The sequence below is a fragment of the Listeria cossartiae subsp. cossartiae genome, from assembly GCF_014224155.1.
GTDB classification, from domain to species: domain Bacteria; phylum Bacillota; class Bacilli; order Lactobacillales; family Listeriaceae; genus Listeria; species Listeria cossartiae.
In genome coordinates this window covers 1,146,479-1,164,159 of the sequence record NZ_JAASUI010000001.1, presented here as the reverse complement: position 1 = coordinate 1,164,159, position 17,681 = coordinate 1,146,479, and the positions used below count along the sequence as shown (strand labels likewise).

General features: G+C 37.0%; 17 protein-coding genes and 1 pseudogene. 11 read left to right on the top strand and 7 right to left on the bottom strand.

All coding sequences use genetic code 11. From position 1 onward, the window contains the following. Window positions 1-40 precede the first annotated feature (40 nt). Window positions 41-1,555 (bottom strand): ABC transporter permease/substrate-binding protein, encoded by a 1,515-nt coding sequence (locus HCJ30_RS05955; RefSeq protein ID WP_185391355.1) that lies wholly within the window; start codon window positions 1,553-1,555, stop codon window positions 41-43. Continuing rightward, window positions 1,552-2,535: an ABC transporter ATP-binding protein gene (locus tag HCJ30_RS05950; protein ID WP_185391354.1), complete on the bottom strand. Its 984-nt coding sequence runs from the start codon at window positions 2,533-2,535 to the stop codon at window positions 1,552-1,554. The genes HCJ30_RS05955 and HCJ30_RS05950 overlap by 4 nt, the downstream gene beginning before the upstream one ends. A 215-nt stretch (window positions 2,536-2,750) precedes the next feature. Between HCJ30_RS05950 and murB the strand changes: the two genes are divergently transcribed. The 5 genes from murB to HCJ30_RS05925 all read left to right on the top strand — a co-directional run bounded on the left by murB (window position 2,751) and on the right by HCJ30_RS05925 (window position 7,978). Continuing rightward, window positions 2,751-3,647, top strand: a complete 897-nt coding sequence (gene murB / locus HCJ30_RS05945) for a UDP-N-acetylmuramate dehydrogenase (protein WP_185391353.1) — start codon at window positions 2,751-2,753, stop codon at window positions 3,645-3,647. Between the two features lie 29 nt (window positions 3,648-3,676). Continuing rightward, on the top strand, window positions 3,677-4,714 hold the full coding sequence (locus HCJ30_RS05940) for an AI-2E family transporter (RefSeq protein ID WP_185391352.1): 1,038 nt from the start codon (window positions 3,677-3,679) through the stop codon (window positions 4,712-4,714). 63 nt (window positions 4,715-4,777) lie between these two features. Further along, complete coding sequence (locus HCJ30_RS05935) at window positions 4,778-6,046, top strand: alkaline phosphatase family protein (RefSeq protein WP_185391351.1); 1,269 nt, start codon at window positions 4,778-4,780, stop codon at window positions 6,044-6,046. Window positions 6,047-6,064: 18 nt separating this feature from the next. Beyond that, window positions 6,065-7,309, top strand: a complete 1,245-nt coding sequence (locus HCJ30_RS05930) for an MFS transporter (RefSeq protein ID WP_185391350.1) — start codon at window positions 6,065-6,067, stop codon at window positions 7,307-7,309. A gap of 69 nt (window positions 7,310-7,378) precedes the next feature. Next, window positions 7,379-7,978: a VanZ family protein gene (locus HCJ30_RS05925; RefSeq protein ID WP_185391349.1), complete on the top strand. Its 600-nt coding sequence runs from the start codon at window positions 7,379-7,381 to the stop codon at window positions 7,976-7,978. Window positions 7,979-8,000: 22 nt separating this feature from the next. On the opposite strand, the gene HCJ30_RS05920 is transcribed toward HCJ30_RS05925, so the two are convergent. Beyond that, on the bottom strand, window positions 8,001-9,167 hold the full coding sequence (locus HCJ30_RS05920; protein ID WP_185391348.1) for a hydroxymethylglutaryl-CoA synthase: 1,167 nt from the start codon (window positions 9,165-9,167) through the stop codon (window positions 8,001-8,003). Between the two features lie 149 nt (window positions 9,168-9,316). Between HCJ30_RS05920 and HCJ30_RS05915 the strand changes: the two genes are divergently transcribed. From HCJ30_RS05915 to HCJ30_RS14435, 5 genes and pseudogenes are all read left to right on the top strand, one after another. Next, a complete protein-coding gene (locus tag HCJ30_RS05915) occupies window positions 9,317-10,486 on the top strand; it encodes a thiolase family protein (RefSeq protein WP_185391347.1) in 1,170 nt (389 codons plus the stop codon). A gap of 186 nt (window positions 10,487-10,672) precedes the next feature. Then, window positions 10,673-11,959: a MucBP domain-containing protein gene (locus HCJ30_RS05910; RefSeq protein WP_185391346.1), complete on the top strand. Its 1,287-nt coding sequence runs from the start codon at window positions 10,673-10,675 to the stop codon at window positions 11,957-11,959. 187 nt (window positions 11,960-12,146) lie between these two features. Then, window positions 12,147-13,457, top strand: coding sequence for a T7SS effector LXG polymorphic toxin (locus HCJ30_RS14385; protein WP_185391345.1), 1,311 nt, complete (start codon window positions 12,147-12,149; stop codon window positions 13,455-13,457). A gap of 17 nt (window positions 13,458-13,474) precedes the next feature. Further along, on the top strand, window positions 13,475-13,840 hold the full coding sequence (locus HCJ30_RS05900) for a hypothetical protein (protein ID WP_185391344.1): 366 nt from the start codon (window positions 13,475-13,477) through the stop codon (window positions 13,838-13,840). 56 nt (window positions 13,841-13,896) lie between these two features. Further along, window positions 13,897-14,019, top strand: a pseudogene (locus HCJ30_RS14435) (hypothetical protein); the annotation flags it as partial. A 248-nt stretch (window positions 14,020-14,267) separates the two neighbouring features. Here the strand turns inward: HCJ30_RS14435 and HCJ30_RS05895 are convergent. The 4 genes from HCJ30_RS05895 to mdrL form a co-directional block, all read right to left on the bottom strand. Continuing rightward, window positions 14,268-14,801: a P-loop NTPase family protein gene (locus HCJ30_RS05895; RefSeq protein WP_185391343.1), complete on the bottom strand. Its 534-nt coding sequence runs from the start codon at window positions 14,799-14,801 to the stop codon at window positions 14,268-14,270. Between the two features lie 42 nt (window positions 14,802-14,843). Next, window positions 14,844-15,071, bottom strand: coding sequence for a helix-turn-helix domain-containing protein (locus HCJ30_RS05890; protein ID WP_185391342.1), 228 nt, complete (start codon window positions 15,069-15,071; stop codon window positions 14,844-14,846). A gap of 15 nt (window positions 15,072-15,086) precedes the next feature. Beyond that, on the bottom strand, window positions 15,087-15,635 hold the full coding sequence (locus HCJ30_RS05885; RefSeq protein WP_185391341.1) for a DUF2975 domain-containing protein: 549 nt from the start codon (window positions 15,633-15,635) through the stop codon (window positions 15,087-15,089). Between the two features lie 136 nt (window positions 15,636-15,771). Further along, window positions 15,772-16,965, bottom strand: a complete 1,194-nt coding sequence (gene mdrL / locus HCJ30_RS05880) for a multidrug efflux MFS transporter MdrL (RefSeq protein ID WP_185391340.1) — start codon at window positions 16,963-16,965, stop codon at window positions 15,772-15,774. 166 nt (window positions 16,966-17,131) lie between these two features. Here mdrL and HCJ30_RS05875 point away from each other — a divergent pair, with 166 nt between their 5' ends. After that, window positions 17,132-17,662, top strand: a complete 531-nt coding sequence (locus tag HCJ30_RS05875; RefSeq protein ID WP_185391339.1) for a PadR family transcriptional regulator — start codon at window positions 17,132-17,134, stop codon at window positions 17,660-17,662. Window positions 17,663-17,681: the final 19 nt, after the last annotated feature.

Genomic DNA, 17,681 nt, shown 5'->3' with positions numbered 1-17,681 from the left:
AAAATAAAGCTAAGTGGTTTTTACGCCACTTAGCTTTATTTTATTTAATGATACCTTGATCTTGTAAGTAATCCTTAGCAACAGTATAAGCTGATTTACCATTTACATTGACTTCGTAGTTCATTTTGCGCATTTCATCGTCTGTAATTTTCCCAGCGAGTTTGTTTAATGGTTTTTTCAGTTCTGGATATTTATCCAACGTTTTTGTCAGCATAAGTGGTGCCCCTTGATAAGGAGGGAAGAGTTGCTGATCATCTTCCAGCACTTTTAATTTATACTGTGCTAGTTCGCTATCTGTCGAATAAGCATCTAACAAGTTAATATCCCCAGATTTAATCGCATTATAGCGCAGTTTCGGTTCCATTGTTTTCAAGTTTGAAAAAGTCAGGCCGTATTTATCTTGAATGCCTTTATAGCCATCCGAACGGTCTTTGAACTCAAGTGTGAATCCTGCTTTCACTTGGTCGGATACTGGACCGAGATCCGATATTTTTTCCAAATTATTTTCTTTAGCAAATTCAGGTGAAACTGCTAGCGCATAAGTATTGTTATATTTCATTGGTTTTAAGTAAGTCATGTTGAAATCTTTTGCTAAACCATCACGTGCTTGCGTATAAACTTGCTCAGGATCATGTGTTTTCGCATTTTCTTTTAAGAAGGTTTCCAACACTGTTCCCGTAAATTCAGGATAAATATCAATATCACCTGATTTTAAGGCATTAAAAACGAAGCTTGTTTTACCCATATTAGGCTTCACATTGACTTTTAAATCGGTTTCGTCTTCAATAACCAACTTGTACATATTAATCAAAATTTCTGGCTCAGCACCTAATTTACCAGCAATCGTAATTTCTTTTTTATCGGACACAAAATAAGGAACGACAATGATTGCTGCAGTCAGTAAAATCCCTGCTGAAATCGTAATTACAGTACTTCTAAAGGATGCTTTTTCAAGGAAACGCAATAGGAAATCAAACAAGATAGCGAGTAATGCTGCTGGAATGGCACCAAGCAAAATCAAACTATTATCATTGCGGTCAATCCCTAGTAAAATCAAGTCCCCAAGTCCACCAGCGCCTATTAATGCAGCGAGTGTTGCGGTACCGATGATTAATACCATCGCTGTACGAATACCAGCCATAATTACAGGCATTGCAAGTGGCAATTGAACTTTGTAAAGTCGTTTCCATTTGTTCATTCCCATGGCGCGTGAAGCTTCGACAAGAGCTGGATCGACTTCTTTTATCCCAGTATATGTATTCCTTAAAATCGGCAAAAGGGCATAAATAACAAGCGCGATAATCGCCGGAACAATCCCAATACCAACAAGCGGAATTAATAATCCCAGTAGGGCAAGGGAAGGAATCGTTTGGAAAATGGCAGCTACTTGAATAATTGGCTCAGCAAGACGTTTGTGTCTAGTTAAGTAAATACCAAGTGGTAGCGCAATTAACACAGCGATAAATAGGGATACGAAAGAAATTTGAATATGTTGCACTAAAGCCGTGAACAGTTCATCTTTACGGACAGCAAATGTATCTAAAAGTGTATTCATACTAGCTCACCTGAACTTTCCAGATGACGCGCTAAAAATTGCATCACGTGTTTATTTGCAATCGTACCAATAAAATTGCCCGCTTCGTCTGTAACCGGAATCGATTGTTCTTCAGCAATGCGGCGCACAAGATTTTCGACAGGTTCTTTGGAAGAAATACCAAGTGTACCGTCGCTAGCTTGGTAAGCATAAAACAAATCGGCCTCGATTAAATCATTCACTGTAAAACTTCCTTCTAAAATCGGCGTATTAAACGCATGACCAGAAGCTAAGAAATCTTTGACAAAGTCGTTCTCTGGATTTTTGATAATTTCTTGCGGGGTAGCTACTTGAACAATTTCGCCGCCTTGCATTACGCAAATTCGGTCCCCAAGTGCTAGAGCTTCTTGCATATCATGCGTAACAAATACAATCGTTTTCTTGATTTTCTTTTGAAGCGCGGAAATATCTTGCTGTAAACGTTGGCGAGAGATAGGATCAAGCGCACTAAATGGCTCATCCATCAGAATAATTCCTGGATCTGCAGCAAGGGCACGGACAACGCCAACACGTTGCTGTTCTCCGCCTGAGAGTTCAGCTGGTTTACGATTGCGATAACTTTCCGGATCTAAGCCAACACTATCTAGTAATCCCGTAATTCGGTCGTGAATTTTTTCTTTACTCCATTTCTTTAATTCTGGAACAATCGCAATATTTTCTTCAATCGTCATATGAGGAAAGAGTGCAATTTGCTGTAATACATAGCCGATATCCCAGCGAAGTTCATGAATATCGTAATCACTAATTCGCTTCTCATTAATATAAATGGTTCCAGTTGTCAGTGGAATCAAGCGATTAATCATTTTTAGAGTGGTTGTTTTCCCGCAGCCACTCGGTCCGATGAAAACAAAGAACTCGCCGTCTTTAATATCTAAGGTCACGTTGTTTACAGCGGTTTTATCATCGTTATATTTTTTTGATACATTATCAAAACGAATCATTTTTTCATCCCTTTCCTTTTAATCGAATGTATGTTCTATATTCTAACATTATTCATTTTAATACTCAAGAACATATCAACCAATTACCCTAAAATATACTTAAATATTCCTATTTTACTAAAAAAACTCTGGAATTCTTTGTAAAAGTGCGGTTCCATGATAAAATAAAGGAAGTGATTTTTTAAACTACAACCATGAAAGGTTTGAAATAAATAATGAATAACTTACAAACACAGTTTCCACATATAACAATAAAATTAAATGAACCCTTATCTAACTATACGTATACAAAAACAGGTGGCGTGGCAGACATTTTCGTTATGCCGAAAACAATAGAAGAGACGCAAGAAGTAGTATCTTACTGTCACCAAAATAAAATTCCGTTAACGATTCTTGGTAACGGATCGAATCTTATTATTAAAGATGGCGGAATTCGTGGCGTCATCTTACATCTCGATTTACTCCAAACGATTGAAAGAAACAATACGCAAATTACTGCAATGAGTGGCGCCAAACTTATTGATACAGCAAAATTTGCACTTGATGAGAGCCTTAGTGGGCTCGAATTCGCTTGCGGCATTCCTGGCTCTATTGGTGGAGCACTACATATGAATGCAGGGGCATACGGCGGCGAAATTAGCGATGTTTTAGAAGCAGCAACCGTATTAACCCAAACCGGCGAACTAAAGAAATTAAAGCGCTCTGAGCTAAAAGCAGCGTATCGTTTTAGTACTATTGCAGAGAAAAATTACATCGTGTTAGATGCGACTTTCTCTTTAGCCTTAGATGATAAAAATACTATCCAAGCAAAAATGGATGAACTAACAGCAGCACGTGAATCCAAACAGCCACTTGAATATCCTTCATGTGGTAGTGTATTCAAGCGCCCACCAGGTCATTTTGCCGGTAAACTCATTCAAGATAGCGGCTTACAAGGACATATTATCGGCGGAGCTCAGGTTTCATTAAAACATGCTGGGTTTATTGTAAATATCGGCGGCGCAACTGCCACGGACTACATGGATTTAATCGCATATGTTCAAAAAACTGTCCGCGAAAAATTCGATGTAGAATTAGAAACAGAAGTTAAAATTATTGGCGAAGATAAGTAGCCACAACACAAGTAGGAGGTCATCTATTTTTGAAAGAGCTTAGTTCATTTTTACAAAATCGCAGCGTACGACGGGTTGGCGTCTTTATTTTAATCGCCTTCGTCTTATACTTACTCAGAAGTCAAATGAATATTATTTTATTAACATTTATTTTTTCTTATCTTATAACACGCCTTGAGAACTTTATTTTACGGAGAATCTCGATTTATCGGCAAATTATTGTCTTGCTACTTTATGCGTTAATTGCCGCTGTCATTGTGTTTGTGTTCGTCAAGTACATTCCTGTTTTGGCGGATCAAATCAATCAATTGGTGAAATTCGGTAATACGTTCTTAAAAACAGATAGCAACAATGATTTCATTAATTATATTGTGAGCTTAGCGAATCAATTTGATATTATGAAATACACAGAGCAAGGGGTTTCGATGATTTTAACGTACTTAACAAACGTCGGGACTGTCTTGATGAACGTGTTTATCGCGCTAATGTTAAGCCTGTTTTTCTCCCTAGGAAAAGAGCATCTAGTTTCCTTTACGAATCAATTTTCTACTAGTAAAATCGCTTTTATCTACGAGGAAGTGAAGTTCTTCGGATCCAAATTTGTTGCGACTTTCGGTAAAGTTATCGAAGCTCAATTTATTATCGCGCTTGTCAATGCAATTTTAACAACGATTGCGCTTTGGATTTTAGGATTCCCGCAATTGATGACTTTATCAATTATGGTATTCTTGCTTGGCTTGATTCCGGTAGCTGGGGTGATTATTTCTCTTATCCCGCTAACGATTATCGGTTATTCCATTGGTGGTGTCGAATACATTTTCTACATTTTAGTAGTCGTTATCATTATCCATGCATTAGAATCTTACGTCCTTAATCCAAAACTTATGTCAGCAAAAACCAATTTACCCGTTTTTTATACTTTCATTATTCTTATTTTCGGAGAGCACTTCTTTGGAATTTGGGGATTAATCGTTGGTATTCCAGTCGTTATGTTCTTCTTAGATGTACTCGGTGTCACGAATCAAGAGGAAATCGAACAGCCAAAAGATACAATCAGTCATACGTAATTTACACAGGGGTTCTTCCAGATTAGCTGGAAAATCCCTGTTTTTTTGAAAGGGGAGAAAATAATGAAAAAACATCTTTTCGTGATTTCATTAGATGCACTTGGGGCGCTTGATTTAAAAGACACAGCGGACTTACCAGTTTTACGAGAATTAATTGAAACTGGAACTCATATTCAGGAAGTAGAAACCATTTATCCATCACTGACCTATCCAGCACATACGAGTATTATCACAGGGCATTATCCCGCAACGCATGGCATCGTTAACAATACAAAAATCCAACCCGAAAAGGATTCTCCTGATTGGTATTGGTATAAAAAAGCTATTCAAGTTCCGACGCTTTACGATTTAGCGAAAGAGCACGGGATGACAACCGCCGCATTTTTATGGCCTGTTGCCGCAAAAAGTGGCATTGATTATAATATAGCCGAAATTTTCCCGAACCGTTTTTGGTTAACGCAAATGATGGTATCACTTCACGCGAGCTCGCCATTATTTTTAATCGATATGGACCGAAAATTTGGCCATTTACGAAAAGGGATTAATCAACCTGATTTAGATATATTTTTGACAGCGAGCGTCGTTGATACGATCAAAACGAAAAAGCCAACCTTGCTATTAACACATTTGGTTGATATGGATAGTATGCGGCATGCGCACGGAGTCAATTCACCAGAAGCAAAAGCAGCGTTAAAAAGGCATGATAACCGCTTAGCTGAGATTATCCAAGCCACCAAAGACGCCGGAATCTACGAAAATACTGTTTTCGCTATTCTTGGAGATCATTATCAAATCAATGTAACCCATGCCATCCGTTTAAATGTACTTTTTGCCGAAAAAGGGTGGCTGACAGTAGTGGAAGAGAAGATTACTGACTGGGAAGTGTACGCCAAAAGCTGCGATGGATCCTGTTATATCTATACAAAAAGTGATTTGCACACAAAAGAAATTCAGCAATTACTTCAAAACATGACCGAAATAGAAGAAGTCTTAACAGCAGATGAAATTACGCGACGTGGCGCAGATAATAACGCGACTTTGATGGTAGAAGGGAAGGCCGGTTACTATTTTATGGATGACTTATACGGGCCGTTATACGAAGAGGTGACCGCGGAAATGCTTGGAAAACCGGGCTACTATAAAGCAGTCCACGGTTATTCACCTCATAAACCAGATTACAAAACGACGATTATTTTCAACGGACCAGGCATTAAAAAAGGCGAAAAAATCACAAGTGCACACTTAGTGGATGAAGCTCCTACATTTGCCAAGATTTTAGGTTTACAATTTCCTGATACTGCTGGCAAAGTGATAGAAGTGCTATTCGAATAGAAAAGGGGAGAAACACACTTGGCATATACAAAAGAGGAGAAAAGTTGGATTTTTCAAGATTGGGCGAATTCCGCTTATTCAATCATGATAACAACGGCGATTTTACCAATTTATTTCAAAGGGGTGGCAGCGAATGCTGGGATTGCGGACACAACTTCGACGGCTTATTGGGGCTATGCAAACTCGATTGGGACGTTACTTATTTCGTTACTTGCGCCAATACTTGGAACAATAGCTGATTATCAATTTTTCAAGAAACGGTTTTTCGGCATTTTCACGGCCATTGGGATTGCTTTTACTTTTTTATTAATTTTTATACCAACGGATGCTTGGCTTTTGCTACTTGGGTTTTATGTGCTATCGTTAATTGGTTTTTCTGGCGCAAATATATTTTATGATGCGTTTTTAATTGATGTAACAACGAATGATCGGATGGATAAAGTATCATCTGCTGGCTATGCGTATGGTTATTTAGGTAGTTGCATTCCTTTTATTATTTTCATTATTTTTCAAGCAACAGGGATTTTACCGATTAGTGATGTGGCGCTCGTTAATATTGGCTTTGTGATGACGGCGCTTTGGTGGCTATTTTTCACGATTCCGATGTGGAAAAATGTTCATCAAATCCACTATATTCCAGCGGTGAAGAATCCTGTGCGCACAAGTTTCAAACGATTATTTCATACGATAAGTCATATTAGCGAGCATAAAAATATTGTTATTTTCTTAATTGCTTATTTTTTCTACATAGACGGGGTGGATACGATTTTCCGGATGGCGACATCTTACGGGATTGACCTTGGCATTTCGCAAACAACACTCATCCTAATTCTTTTAATGACCCAACTAGTTGCATTCCCATTTACATTATTGTACGGCTATTTAGCCAAACGATTCAGTGCGAAGCCGCTTATTTTCACAGCAATATTTGTCTATATTATTATTTGTGTTTATGCTGTATTCATGAAGTCTGCGCTCGATTTCTGGATTTTAGCAATGTTGGTCGGAACTTCGCAAGGTGGGATTCAAGCATTAAGTCGTTCTTTCTTCGGAAAAATTATTCCTAAAAAACGCTCCAATGAATTTTACGGTTTTTATAATATTTTCGGGAAATTTTCAGCAATTATGGGGCCGGCACTTATGGGGGTAATCACACAAATCACAGGAAAAACGCAATACGGGGTCGCAAGTTTGATCGTCCTTTTCCTCGTTGGCGGCATTCTGTTTTTATTCGTCAAAGAGAAAAACTTAGAAAATCTTTAAATCCTTTTAAGAAAGTCCTTATTTTCGAGTGTTATCCTTGAGTTAGCCTTTGAAAAGGAGGAGACCAGGATGAAAAGATACTTTATAATTCTTGTTTTACCAATCATTTCGCTATTTGCTGCAGTAACGATGTATTTTTCCTGGTTCCAGGGATGGCTTTATTTTTACTTAAAGCACGTAATGGCCACAGTTAGTCATATGGGCTACATTACGGTTGGCATCACGGCGATTTTACTTTATTTTGTTGCTGTACAATTAGTAAACTGGAAAATAAATAAAGCATTGCTCGTATTTTGTTACATTATTTATTTCAGTATTCTACTTTGTTTATTATTCGGCAAAGCTTCTGACACACAAGGATTTTCAAGTGACACCTTTGGATTTGTTGATACATTTTTATCTGGTAATTTACGGGTCATTATTGTGGGAAATGTATTAGCTTTTGTACCAATTGGCTTTTTATTAAAGAAATTAGGCTTTTTCACGGCATTAGTATCAGCTGGAATGTTGATTTTCGCGGTGGAAGGGGCACAGTACATCATGCACGTGGGGTTCTTTGATACCGGAGATGTTTTCCTCAATGTATGCGGAATTATGCTTGGGTACATCGTGATTCGTTTTTTGTCCCCAAGAAAATTTAAACAACTCAAAGTAAAACCGACTAGCTAATTTAGCCTAGTCGGTTTTTTGATTATTTTTTGATATATTGACGTTTGTGGTCTTGAATGCCAGTTAATACAATCGCTGCCGGGTCGCTAGCTGGATCGACTTCGAAAGTAGAACCATCTTTTGGCAATTGTTGTTTAAATTTCGTTTCATAATCTGGAATAGCTAGTTTCGTACGATTCGCTAATAATTCCGCATGTTCGTCTTTACGGATATATTTTTTATAGTCCGGTTGAAGCACACCGTGGAAAAACTCACCAACAGCACCAGAACCATAGCTAAAGAAGCCAATTTTGTCATCTGCTTGTAAATCTGCTTGATTATCTAGCAAGGAAATAAAGCTTAAATAAAGCGAACCTGTGTAAATATTACCGACATTACGGCTATAAAGCGTACTTAGACGATAATTTTCCAGCAATCTTTCTTGAACTTCACTTGGAGCCGTTTCAATAATAGTATCTAACGCTTTTTTCCCCATTTTTGTATATGGTAAGTGGAAACAAATAGCTGCAAAATCTGCTAAATTCTTACCAAATTTCGCTGAATACTTTTCCCAAATAGTTTGGAAGAAGTGGATGTATTGTTCTGTCGAATATTTACCTTCCACACATGCGTATTCGGAGTAAACTGGGCGCCAGAAATCCATAATATCTTCTGTATAGAACACATTATCATCTTCAAGCGTCACACAGCGCGGATTAGCTGCAATAACCATCGCAACCGCACCAGCTCCTTGAGTTGCTTCGCCGCCAGTTGCAAGGCCGTAACGAGCAATATCCGAACCAATAACAAGCACTTTGCTATCCGGATGTTTCGCGACATAATCTTTCGCTAAATTAATCCCAGCAGTAGCTCCGTAACAAGCTTCTTTTATTTCGATAGCACGAGAGAACGGCTGAATACCAAGTAAACGGTGAATATAAACTGCACCAGCTTTCGATTCATCAATTCCCGATTCTGTCGCTAAAATAACTAAATCAATTTTTTTCAAATCAGCTTCATCTAAAATTTGCAAAGCTGCGTTGGCGCCCATTGTTACGGAATCTTGCGTAATAGGGGCAAAAGCCATTTTATCTTGGCCAATACCAATAGTAAATTTATTCGGGTCAATATTTCTAGCTTCAGCAAGTTCTGTCATATCAACATAAAATGCAGGAGTATAAAAACCTATTTTATCAATTCCAATTTTCATATGTACACTCAAGTCCTTTATATTTTATTTGTAAGTACTCTAATTTTAGTAGAAAAATGCATAAAATACAATACATTGGGCTTAATCTAGTGAGTTTTTAGCAAGTTTCATGATATAATACGAGTAGATTACATTTAAAGGAGATTGCTATGAACGAAGTAGTTATAATAGATGCAGTTAGAACACCAATTGGAAAATTCGGTGGCAGTTTGAAAGACATCAGTGCAGTAGACCTTGGCGCTACCGCTCTAAAAGGCGTTTTAGAAAGAGCCAACATCGCTCCAGACCGCGTAGATCAAGTTATTTTCGGTAATGTATTACAAGCCGGTCTTGGTCAAAACGTAGCTAGACAAGTCGCTATTAAAGCAGGAATTCCTTATAAAGTCCCCGGTGTCACTATCAATGAAGTGTGTGGCTCTGGTTTAAAATCAATCATGCTTGGCAGACAAGCAATTCAACTAGGCGAGGCGGATATCGTAGCAGTAGGAGGGACCGAAAACATGTCCCAAGCCCCGCTATTACTAAGTCCCGAACTAGTTGGTGAAGAAATCAATGCTAAAGATTTAAGAAACAGCATGTTAATTGACGGCCTTACAGATGTTTACGGCGAATACCACATGGGAATTACAGCAGAAAATGTTGCTGAAAAATTCTCCGTATCGCGAGAAGAACAAGACAAATTCGCTCACAACTCACAAATGAAAGCCGCAAGCGCACAAGAAAAAAATCTTTTTAGCGAAGAAATTATCCCAGTAGAACTTCCGGATGGCTCGCTTTTCGAAGCAGATGAAACAATCCGCGCTAATTCTACTTTAGAAAAACTAGCTACATTGAAAAGCGTATTTAAAGAAGACGGAACGGTCACAGCCGGCAATGCTTCTGGTATAAACGACGGAGCTTCTGCTATTATTTTAATGTCGAAGGAAAAAGCAATTGCTGAAAACATTCCTTATATCGCGACAATTAAAGTCACCTCTGAAATCGGTGTTGATCCTGCTATCATGGGCTATGCGCCATACTACGCAGTGAATGAAGCTTTAGCAAAAGGCGGATACACCATTGACGAAATTGATTTATTCCATTTAAATGAAGCTTTTGCCTCACAATCTGTTGCAGTAGCTCGTGATTTAAAAATTCCAGAAGAGAAACTTAATATTTACGGTGGCGCAATTGCACTAGGTCATCCTATCGGAGCATCTGGAGCACGCATTATTGCCTCCTTATTAAATGAGTTAAAACAAGAAAACAAGCATATCGGAGTAGCTTCCTTATGTATTGGCGGCGGAATTGGAATTGCAATTATCGTTGAAAGAGCTTGATAATACTACATTTTAATAGTAATAAAAAGCTAAAATCAGTTGCTCGATGATTTTAGCTTTTTATCATTTTCGCATTTGTCCTTTCTGTGAACTAAATACAAACTTTTTTTCGAAAATACTGACAAAAAAAGTATTAAAACTATTTTGATGCTAGAATGTAAATATTCTAACTAGCAGGAGGACACAATGAAGCACAGAAAAAGAACTTTACTTATCTTCATTATATTTATAACAATTCTAAGTATTACTTTTAATCCCTTTTCGGCAAAAGCAGCACCGGTAACGCTAAATTTACCAGAACCTCAAGTAGATCCACTTTATATTGGGGATGATTATATTACCGGAAAGTTGCAGCAAGTTATACCCATGCACTATCCGGGTAATGCAGCTTACGTTTTGTTTAACAATAAACTATCTTATATTACAGATTATACCGTTGAAAATGATGTGAATTTCCGGCTCAAATTACCCAAAACTTTAGAAGCAGGAGACACTTTAAACTATTTTACTATCACTGGTACTGTACTTGATCCTGTTGCTTATCCAGGACAAGAATCATACAAATTAGCCGGTCCTTTTACAGCAATCGAAAAAGCTAAATTACAAGTTAATTATCTCGATGAAGCAAACCAAACACTCGCAACTTCCGATACAATGTCCGGAAAAATCGGTGAAAGCTATACAACATCTCCTAAAACCATCGATGGCTATCAAGTAAAACAAACACCGTCAAACGCAACTGGCACATACACAACAAACACAACAACGATAGAAGTAAATTATATTTATGAAAAAACAGTCGCAAATGGAGAGAACGTGACTATCGAATATATAGACGAAGCCAGCAATGAAGCAATCGCCCCAGTCCAAACACTTTCTGGCAAAATTGGTGCTCCTTACCAAGCAGAATCCAAAGAAATCGACGGCTACGAACTAAGCCAAATGCCATCAAATCAAACAGGAATATACACCAACCAACCACAATCAGTTATTTTCAAATATAAAAAAATAACAACCCCAGCGAAAATCGCAAAAGATGTAACCGTAACGTATAAAGATACTGATGGCAATCAACTTGCTGAGCCAGTCATATTAACAGGAAACCTCGGAGCAACTTTTGAAACAGAAGCTAAATCTTTTCAAGGTTATAAATTAACTAAAACACCAAGTAACCACGCTGGTTTATTTACAAGTGATAGCCAAGAAGTGGACTACGTGTATAGTAAAGACAGCGATGTTATTGCCCCAATAGATCCGGATAACCCAGTAAAACCAGCCACACCAACTGTACCAAGCAAAAATAGTTCAAAAAAGAACACCACTAAAACTGTAAACCAAACAGAGAAAACTACTACTGCTATCGAGTTACCAAAAACAGGCGACAATGGAAATAATTTATCATTAATTATCGGTGTTAGTTTGTTAATCAGCGGAGTTTATATCTTTACCACAAGAAGAAAAAGAGCGAAATAAGTTTCAATTTGGCCTTAATCATCATAGTGATTAAGGCTTTTGTGATTAAATAGAACAAATAACGTAATAAAAGTAGACGTGTTTTATTTTTTCTTGTTATAATTAGCAGGAGACATTGTTATTATTTTCACAAATTTAAAGAAACGGGAATTACAACTAAAGTCAATACATAAAGGACTGATATTTAGTGAGCCGAATTGACATCGGAGAAATACAAACCTTTGCGCACCAACTACATACAGCTAATGAAGCGGGAAGAAAAAATATCCAAGACATCAAAACCGCCGTGAACAACTATACCGAAGACGGCAGTTTAAAAGGGAAAGCAATTGATGCATCGAAAGATTATTACCAAATGACCTATTTCCCATTATGTGATGCGATAATCGAAGCAATGAATGAGAGCGAAGAACGATTAGCGCAGTATATAGCTGATTTCCACGCACAAGTGGACGGTTCGGCTGATGCGAGAATTGATGCGGACGGCTTATACGAACTCGGGAAAATGATTGATCGCATCGAAGCGAAAAAAGAGGCACTAGCCCAGCGGATGAATACCGGAACAGAAGGGCAGATGCAGAGTTATCGTTCCCAGCTGAGTATCGCTTACAAACAAGAAAATATCTTAGAGAAATACTTGGCTTTTGAACAAAGTCATGGCGGTTTTTTTGATAATTTAACCGATCTAGTCCGAGGAATTCAGCAAACCATTCGCGAACTCCAGTCGAACATTCAATTTAACAGTAAAACCGGCACCTATGATATGAGCAAGCTGAATTTCACCACCGTGAGCCGGATGCAAAACGCCTTAGGAAAAGCACTAAAAAACAACGAAACAACATTCAATTTTGACGAATATCAAAAAACATACCGTGGCCAAATGTGGGTGTTAATGAAAAATGGTATAGTAGACGTAGAAGCAACGAACGCGTACAATGCTTCCGTGCTCGGTGGGAAAATGCCGCATGAAAGCAATGAAGCGCAGGAAGAAGCCGAGTTGTTGCAGGCGGTTATTCAATCGGTGAGAGATGGAACAGACCCGGTTACTGGGCAAGAGATAAGTAAGGCGCAAGGATTTAGCATTATAAGTGGCGTTATCTTTTACTACACAACTGGTGGGTATAAAGGGAAAAAAATTAAGATTCCTAAGAAGTGGTTGGATAGAAGAAGGAAAATTAATAGAATTGATTTTCTGCTGAGTGTTAATATTAAAGACTTTGTAGTGAAAGACAAGCATTTACGTAATTCTACGGCAAAACGTGCAAGAAAGTTTGATGCAGAAACACCTGAAGATGCTAATTTGATAGTAAAAGATGCATTGAAAAATGGTAAAGTCAAAAAAATTGAAGATAATGGCCTAGGAAGTCAAGGGCAAAAATCTTATTCTGCAATAATAGATACGGAAAAAAATGTTGGAACAAAAGGTGAGTCGCATATTAAAATTGTATATGATGAATTAAATAATGTGTGGACTGTATATCCAGTTCCTGCACCATGAAGAAGGTGGAGATTAATATGAATAATATAGATAGTATTATGTCTAAATACAACAAACAACAAGGTAGTAAAATTAAAGATTTTCTATTATCTGAAATAGATTCAGACAATATAGAAGAAACCATTGATTTTGTAAAAAGCAGCAATCAAGAGAAAATGAGTAGATTTCAAGATATTCTGTACGATGGTGAAAATTATTCAGGTTTATTTATAGAAGGAAATCAATATTTGATTTCTAGTTCTGATCGTAAAGTCTTAATAATTGATGCAGTTAGCGAAGAAAACGGCGTGAATAAAGAGCTTACTCAAATAGAATGTTCGCTTGAAGACTTTACTTATTTACTGAAGAATATAAAAGATGTTCTGAGATATGAAGAGAAGTAGATGGTGAACTGCCTTGTTATTCGTCACTATTTTGGGATGGACTCTGAGGAATCTGAGGAATTCAGCAAACTATTCGCGAACTTCAGTTAAACATTCAATTTAACAGCAAATCCGGCACCTATGATATGAGCAAGCTGAATTTCACCACAGCAAAAAAATTTAATGATGAATTAAACCAGCTAAGTCTAAAATTTCCTAATTTAGATTTAGAAACAGATATTTCATATAATATGTAGCATGTAAATGAAGATTAAAAAATAACCAATGATATAAATCAAGAGAGAGCAATATTTCTCACTTGATTTATACATCACTTTTCTAGTTTACATAATATATATTATAGGAAGTAACACGTATTATCGCAAACAACCAATAAACACTTACCCCAGCAAATAATCCACATTTCATAAGCATTCATTGACTATTATCAGCAATAATTATTCAATTTCCTATAACTATCTATTATAAACCGTTCTTTTTCATACACATTATCCAATAATTCCTTTGTTTGTTTTCCAGAACGCTTATTATACCTTAAAGTATACATCAAAAACGATAAACTTAATTTTTCCTCGCAGCCTTCAGTTACATCTGGTCGTGGATTCGTCGCGTATTTAAATCTTCTTTTAATTATATTCGCCACACACAACCACAAAGGAATTTTTATCCAAATAACTAAATCCGCGCGCTCGAGTCTTTTCTCCAAATTAAAGAAATAATCGCCATCTATAACATACGGTTTTTCAGAACACATAATTTCGTTCACTTTGTTCTCAAATTCCGCTTTTGCTACAGCATTCCAATTTTCCTGCCAAAAAAGCTTATCTAAATGACAAACTTCAAAATGATAATGTTTTCCAAGTTTTGCCGCAAAAGTGGATTTTCCGGCGCCGTTAGGACCAATGATTAACACTTTTTTCTTGTTTGTTAATACTGCTTGCAATTCATTATGTTTATCCATATTTTAAGTGCTCCTTATCTATATGTGATCAATCTAACGCATTTAAAGTTCGCTATCAATAGAATCATCGGCTACATACTCTAAAATATCGCCAGGTTGGCAGTTTAACACTTTGCATATTTCATTTAGTGTTGAAAACCGAATGGCGCTAACTTTGCCGGTTTTTATTTTGGATAAATTCACATTTGCCACACCAACTTCTTGGGATAGCTGGTTTAAAGATATTTTACGGTCGGCCATTATTCGGTCCAACCTTAATACAATTGCCATCGTTTTTCGCTCCAATCATAAAGTTTCGTCGGATTCTTTTTGCAAAGAGGCACCGTAAAGAAATATTTCCGTTAAACAATAAAAAATAAGTGCAAAGAAAAACGACATATTCAGCCCAAAATTAATGCTGTAACCTGGTATGAGCACTGTATGCAAAATAGAATACATTATCTGCGGTACTAGTGCATAAATTAGTAGCAAATAGGAAATTCTCCGCAATCGATTCACTTCAATATCGCTAAAAGGCGCAAATTCTGCGGCCAAATCTTTAAAAATCATACTTGCAATCCATAGCAGACATGCAATTAAACTAACAGAAAACACAGCAACACTAACCAAAATCCATTCCTCCGTTTGCGTATATCGCTGCATATCCGCACCAGAGAAAAATTCTGTTTGAAAATTAAAAATAGTGTCTGATTCCAATTTATTCATCATAACATTTTTGCTACTAAAAAGCTTCATTAAAACAGCCATAATAGCCATCATAACCGAACCTACTGATAAAATTTTAAGTGCAATATGTAGAAAATAACTCATTTTTTGCAATCGTTTTAGCTTCATATGTAAATTCTCTCCCTTTTTTCTAAATTATACCTATCCCGAAGCATAGCTGTCAATCCATTTTTAACGATAAACATTAAATAATTAATTTTTAACATAAAAAAAGACTGAGCACGATTACTCAGTCTTTTGCCTTTTATTCACTTTTAATTGAAGTAGATTGTTGTAATGTAAAGTGTGCTGGTTTTAGTTTAATGAACAGTAAACCCATGCCAGCTAAACAAATGATACTAGCGACGATAAACGGCATTTTCATACCTAACGCCTCGCTTAATAATCCTGAACAAAGCGGTGCGAACGCTGCTCCTAACCAACGAACAAAGTTATAAGCGCCACTCGTTACACTTCTGGCATACGGTGAATGCTCCATGACAGTGGTTGTGAATAGTGCATTATTTATGCCTAAAATCAAACCAGAAACAACGATTAAGCCAATGTCTACAGCCGTATTATCAATAAATCCTAGTAAAGCTAAAATAACCGCACAAGCCAGCAATGACCCTTTTAAAATTTGTTTGCTGTTGAACCGAACTTCTAACGCATGCGAAACTTTGGCTGATCCTAGCGCCAAACACAAGCCCCAAGCGAAAAATACAAAACCAATTTGAATGGCGGATAAACCAAGAATAAGTGGCGAATAAGCCAAAATCGTAAAGAAGCAATAATAATAAAACATCCCACTAAACGCAATTTGTAAAAATGGACGATATTTAAATAAATGGAGCATCTGTTTGATGGCAACTTCATTTTTTTCCGTGGACGCTGGTACGACTTTCTTCGGCTCTTTTACTTTAAATAAAATCAGTAAAAACGCGATAAAAATTAAGCAAGCAGTGGCAAAAAATGGATAGCGCCAAGAAAGATTGCCTAGAATACCTCCTAATAGCGGTCCGAATGCCATCCCAAGGCCCATCGAAGCTTCATAAATTCCAATGGCGTGTCCTGGTGTTTCCGATAAAGCAATTAACATTGTCATCGCTGTAGCCATAAACATTGAATTTCCGAATCCCCAACCAGCACGAAAAATAGATAAAGCGCTAATTGTGTCTGATAAACCGCATAATAAAGCAAAAATAGTAACGATAAATAGACCGATAACGATTAACTTTTTGTCACCTAATTTCCCAGCGACTATCCCAATTGGAATCATCATAATTGCCATAGTAAAAATATATGCAGTGAATAACATTTCCACTTGCGAATGAGATGCTCCGATACTTTCCGCAATCGAAGGCAACAGTGGATCGACAACACCTATCCCCATAAACGCAAGCAAACTAGCTGCTGCAGTTATCCATTTCCCTGTATTCATTTCTTTGTCCGTCATCATAATACAACTACACTTCCCTTTCCAAATAAAACTCAACTATAATACTACGCTTGATAAATACCAATGTCAATATTTACATATATAATTTATTACATATATAACCATTTTACTTATTGGTGTTTATCGCTTACAATAAAGTTAAATAGAAATTTAGAGGTGCAATGGTATGATTCCAAATGTTTTAGAATTTACGTTATTACAAATGATTGCTCGTGAAGCATCTAGCGGTTATGAGCTCGCAAATCGGCTTAGAATTATGCAAAATACACATCATAGCCAAATCTACCCTTCTTTATCTAAGTTGGAAAAAGCAGGTTTCTTAGTCGTACATAAGCATTCCCAAGATAAAAAGCCTGATAAAAAAGTCTACACAATCACCCAAACTGGCTTAGACTCTTTGCTTGAATGGTCTGAAACGCCACTTAAAATTCCTGTAACAAGAGATGAATTCACGACAAAAGTACAGCTTGATTGGTTGAATAGCACCCGCACAAAGGGCCTCATCCAAGAAAGAGAAAACTATTTAAAAGAACAGCTCGTCTTAATTGAAGAAACGCTTGACCATTTTGCCAAGTTATTTGATTTAAAAACCAAGCAAGACAAACTTAAAAACATGTCTTATCAAGTCTATGCAAGAAAATTTGATTTAATTCAAACGGAACTAAAATGGTGTGAAGAAATATATAAAATACTATAAAAAAACCGGCGAATTCAAT

What these genes read in the sequence shown, in the direction of transcription:
- HCJ30_RS05955 (WP_185391355.1), bottom strand. Translation starts at nt 1,555, where the DNA reads ATGAATACACTTTTAGATACATTTGCTGTCCGTAAAGATGAACTGTTC.
- HCJ30_RS05950 (WP_185391354.1), bottom strand. Translation starts at nt 2,535, where the DNA reads ATGATTCGTTTTGATAATGTATCAAAAAAATATAACGATGATAAAACC.
- murB (WP_185391353.1), top strand. Translation starts at nt 2,751, where the DNA reads ATGAATAACTTACAAACACAGTTTCCACATATAACAATAAAATTAAAT.
- HCJ30_RS05935 (WP_185391351.1), top strand. Translation starts at nt 4,778, where the DNA reads ATGAAAAAACATCTTTTCGTGATTTCATTAGATGCACTTGGGGCGCTT.
- HCJ30_RS05925 (WP_185391349.1), top strand. Translation starts at nt 7,379, where the DNA reads ATGAAAAGATACTTTATAATTCTTGTTTTACCAATCATTTCGCTATTT.
- HCJ30_RS05920 (WP_185391348.1), bottom strand. Translation starts at nt 9,167, where the DNA reads ATGAAAATTGGAATTGATAAAATAGGTTTTTATACTCCTGCATTTTAT.
- HCJ30_RS05915 (WP_185391347.1), top strand. Translation starts at nt 9,317, where the DNA reads ATGAACGAAGTAGTTATAATAGATGCAGTTAGAACACCAATTGGAAAA.
- HCJ30_RS05910 (WP_185391346.1), top strand. Translation starts at nt 10,673, where the DNA reads ATGAAGCACAGAAAAAGAACTTTACTTATCTTCATTATATTTATAACA.
- HCJ30_RS05900 (WP_185391344.1), top strand. Translation starts at nt 13,475, where the DNA reads ATGAATAATATAGATAGTATTATGTCTAAATACAACAAACAACAAGGT.
- HCJ30_RS05895 (WP_185391343.1), bottom strand. Translation starts at nt 14,801, where the DNA reads ATGGATAAACATAATGAATTGCAAGCAGTATTAACAAACAAGAAAAAA.
- HCJ30_RS05890 (WP_185391342.1), bottom strand. Translation starts at nt 15,071, where the DNA reads ATGGCAATTGTATTAAGGTTGGACCGAATAATGGCCGACCGTAAAATA.
- HCJ30_RS05885 (WP_185391341.1), bottom strand. Translation starts at nt 15,635, where the DNA reads ATGAAGCTAAAACGATTGCAAAAAATGAGTTATTTTCTACATATTGCA.
- mdrL (WP_185391340.1), bottom strand. Translation starts at nt 16,965, where the DNA reads ATGATGACGGACAAAGAAATGAATACAGGGAAATGGATAACTGCAGCA.
- HCJ30_RS05875 (WP_185391339.1), top strand. Translation starts at nt 17,132, where the DNA reads ATGATTCCAAATGTTTTAGAATTTACGTTATTACAAATGATTGCTCGT.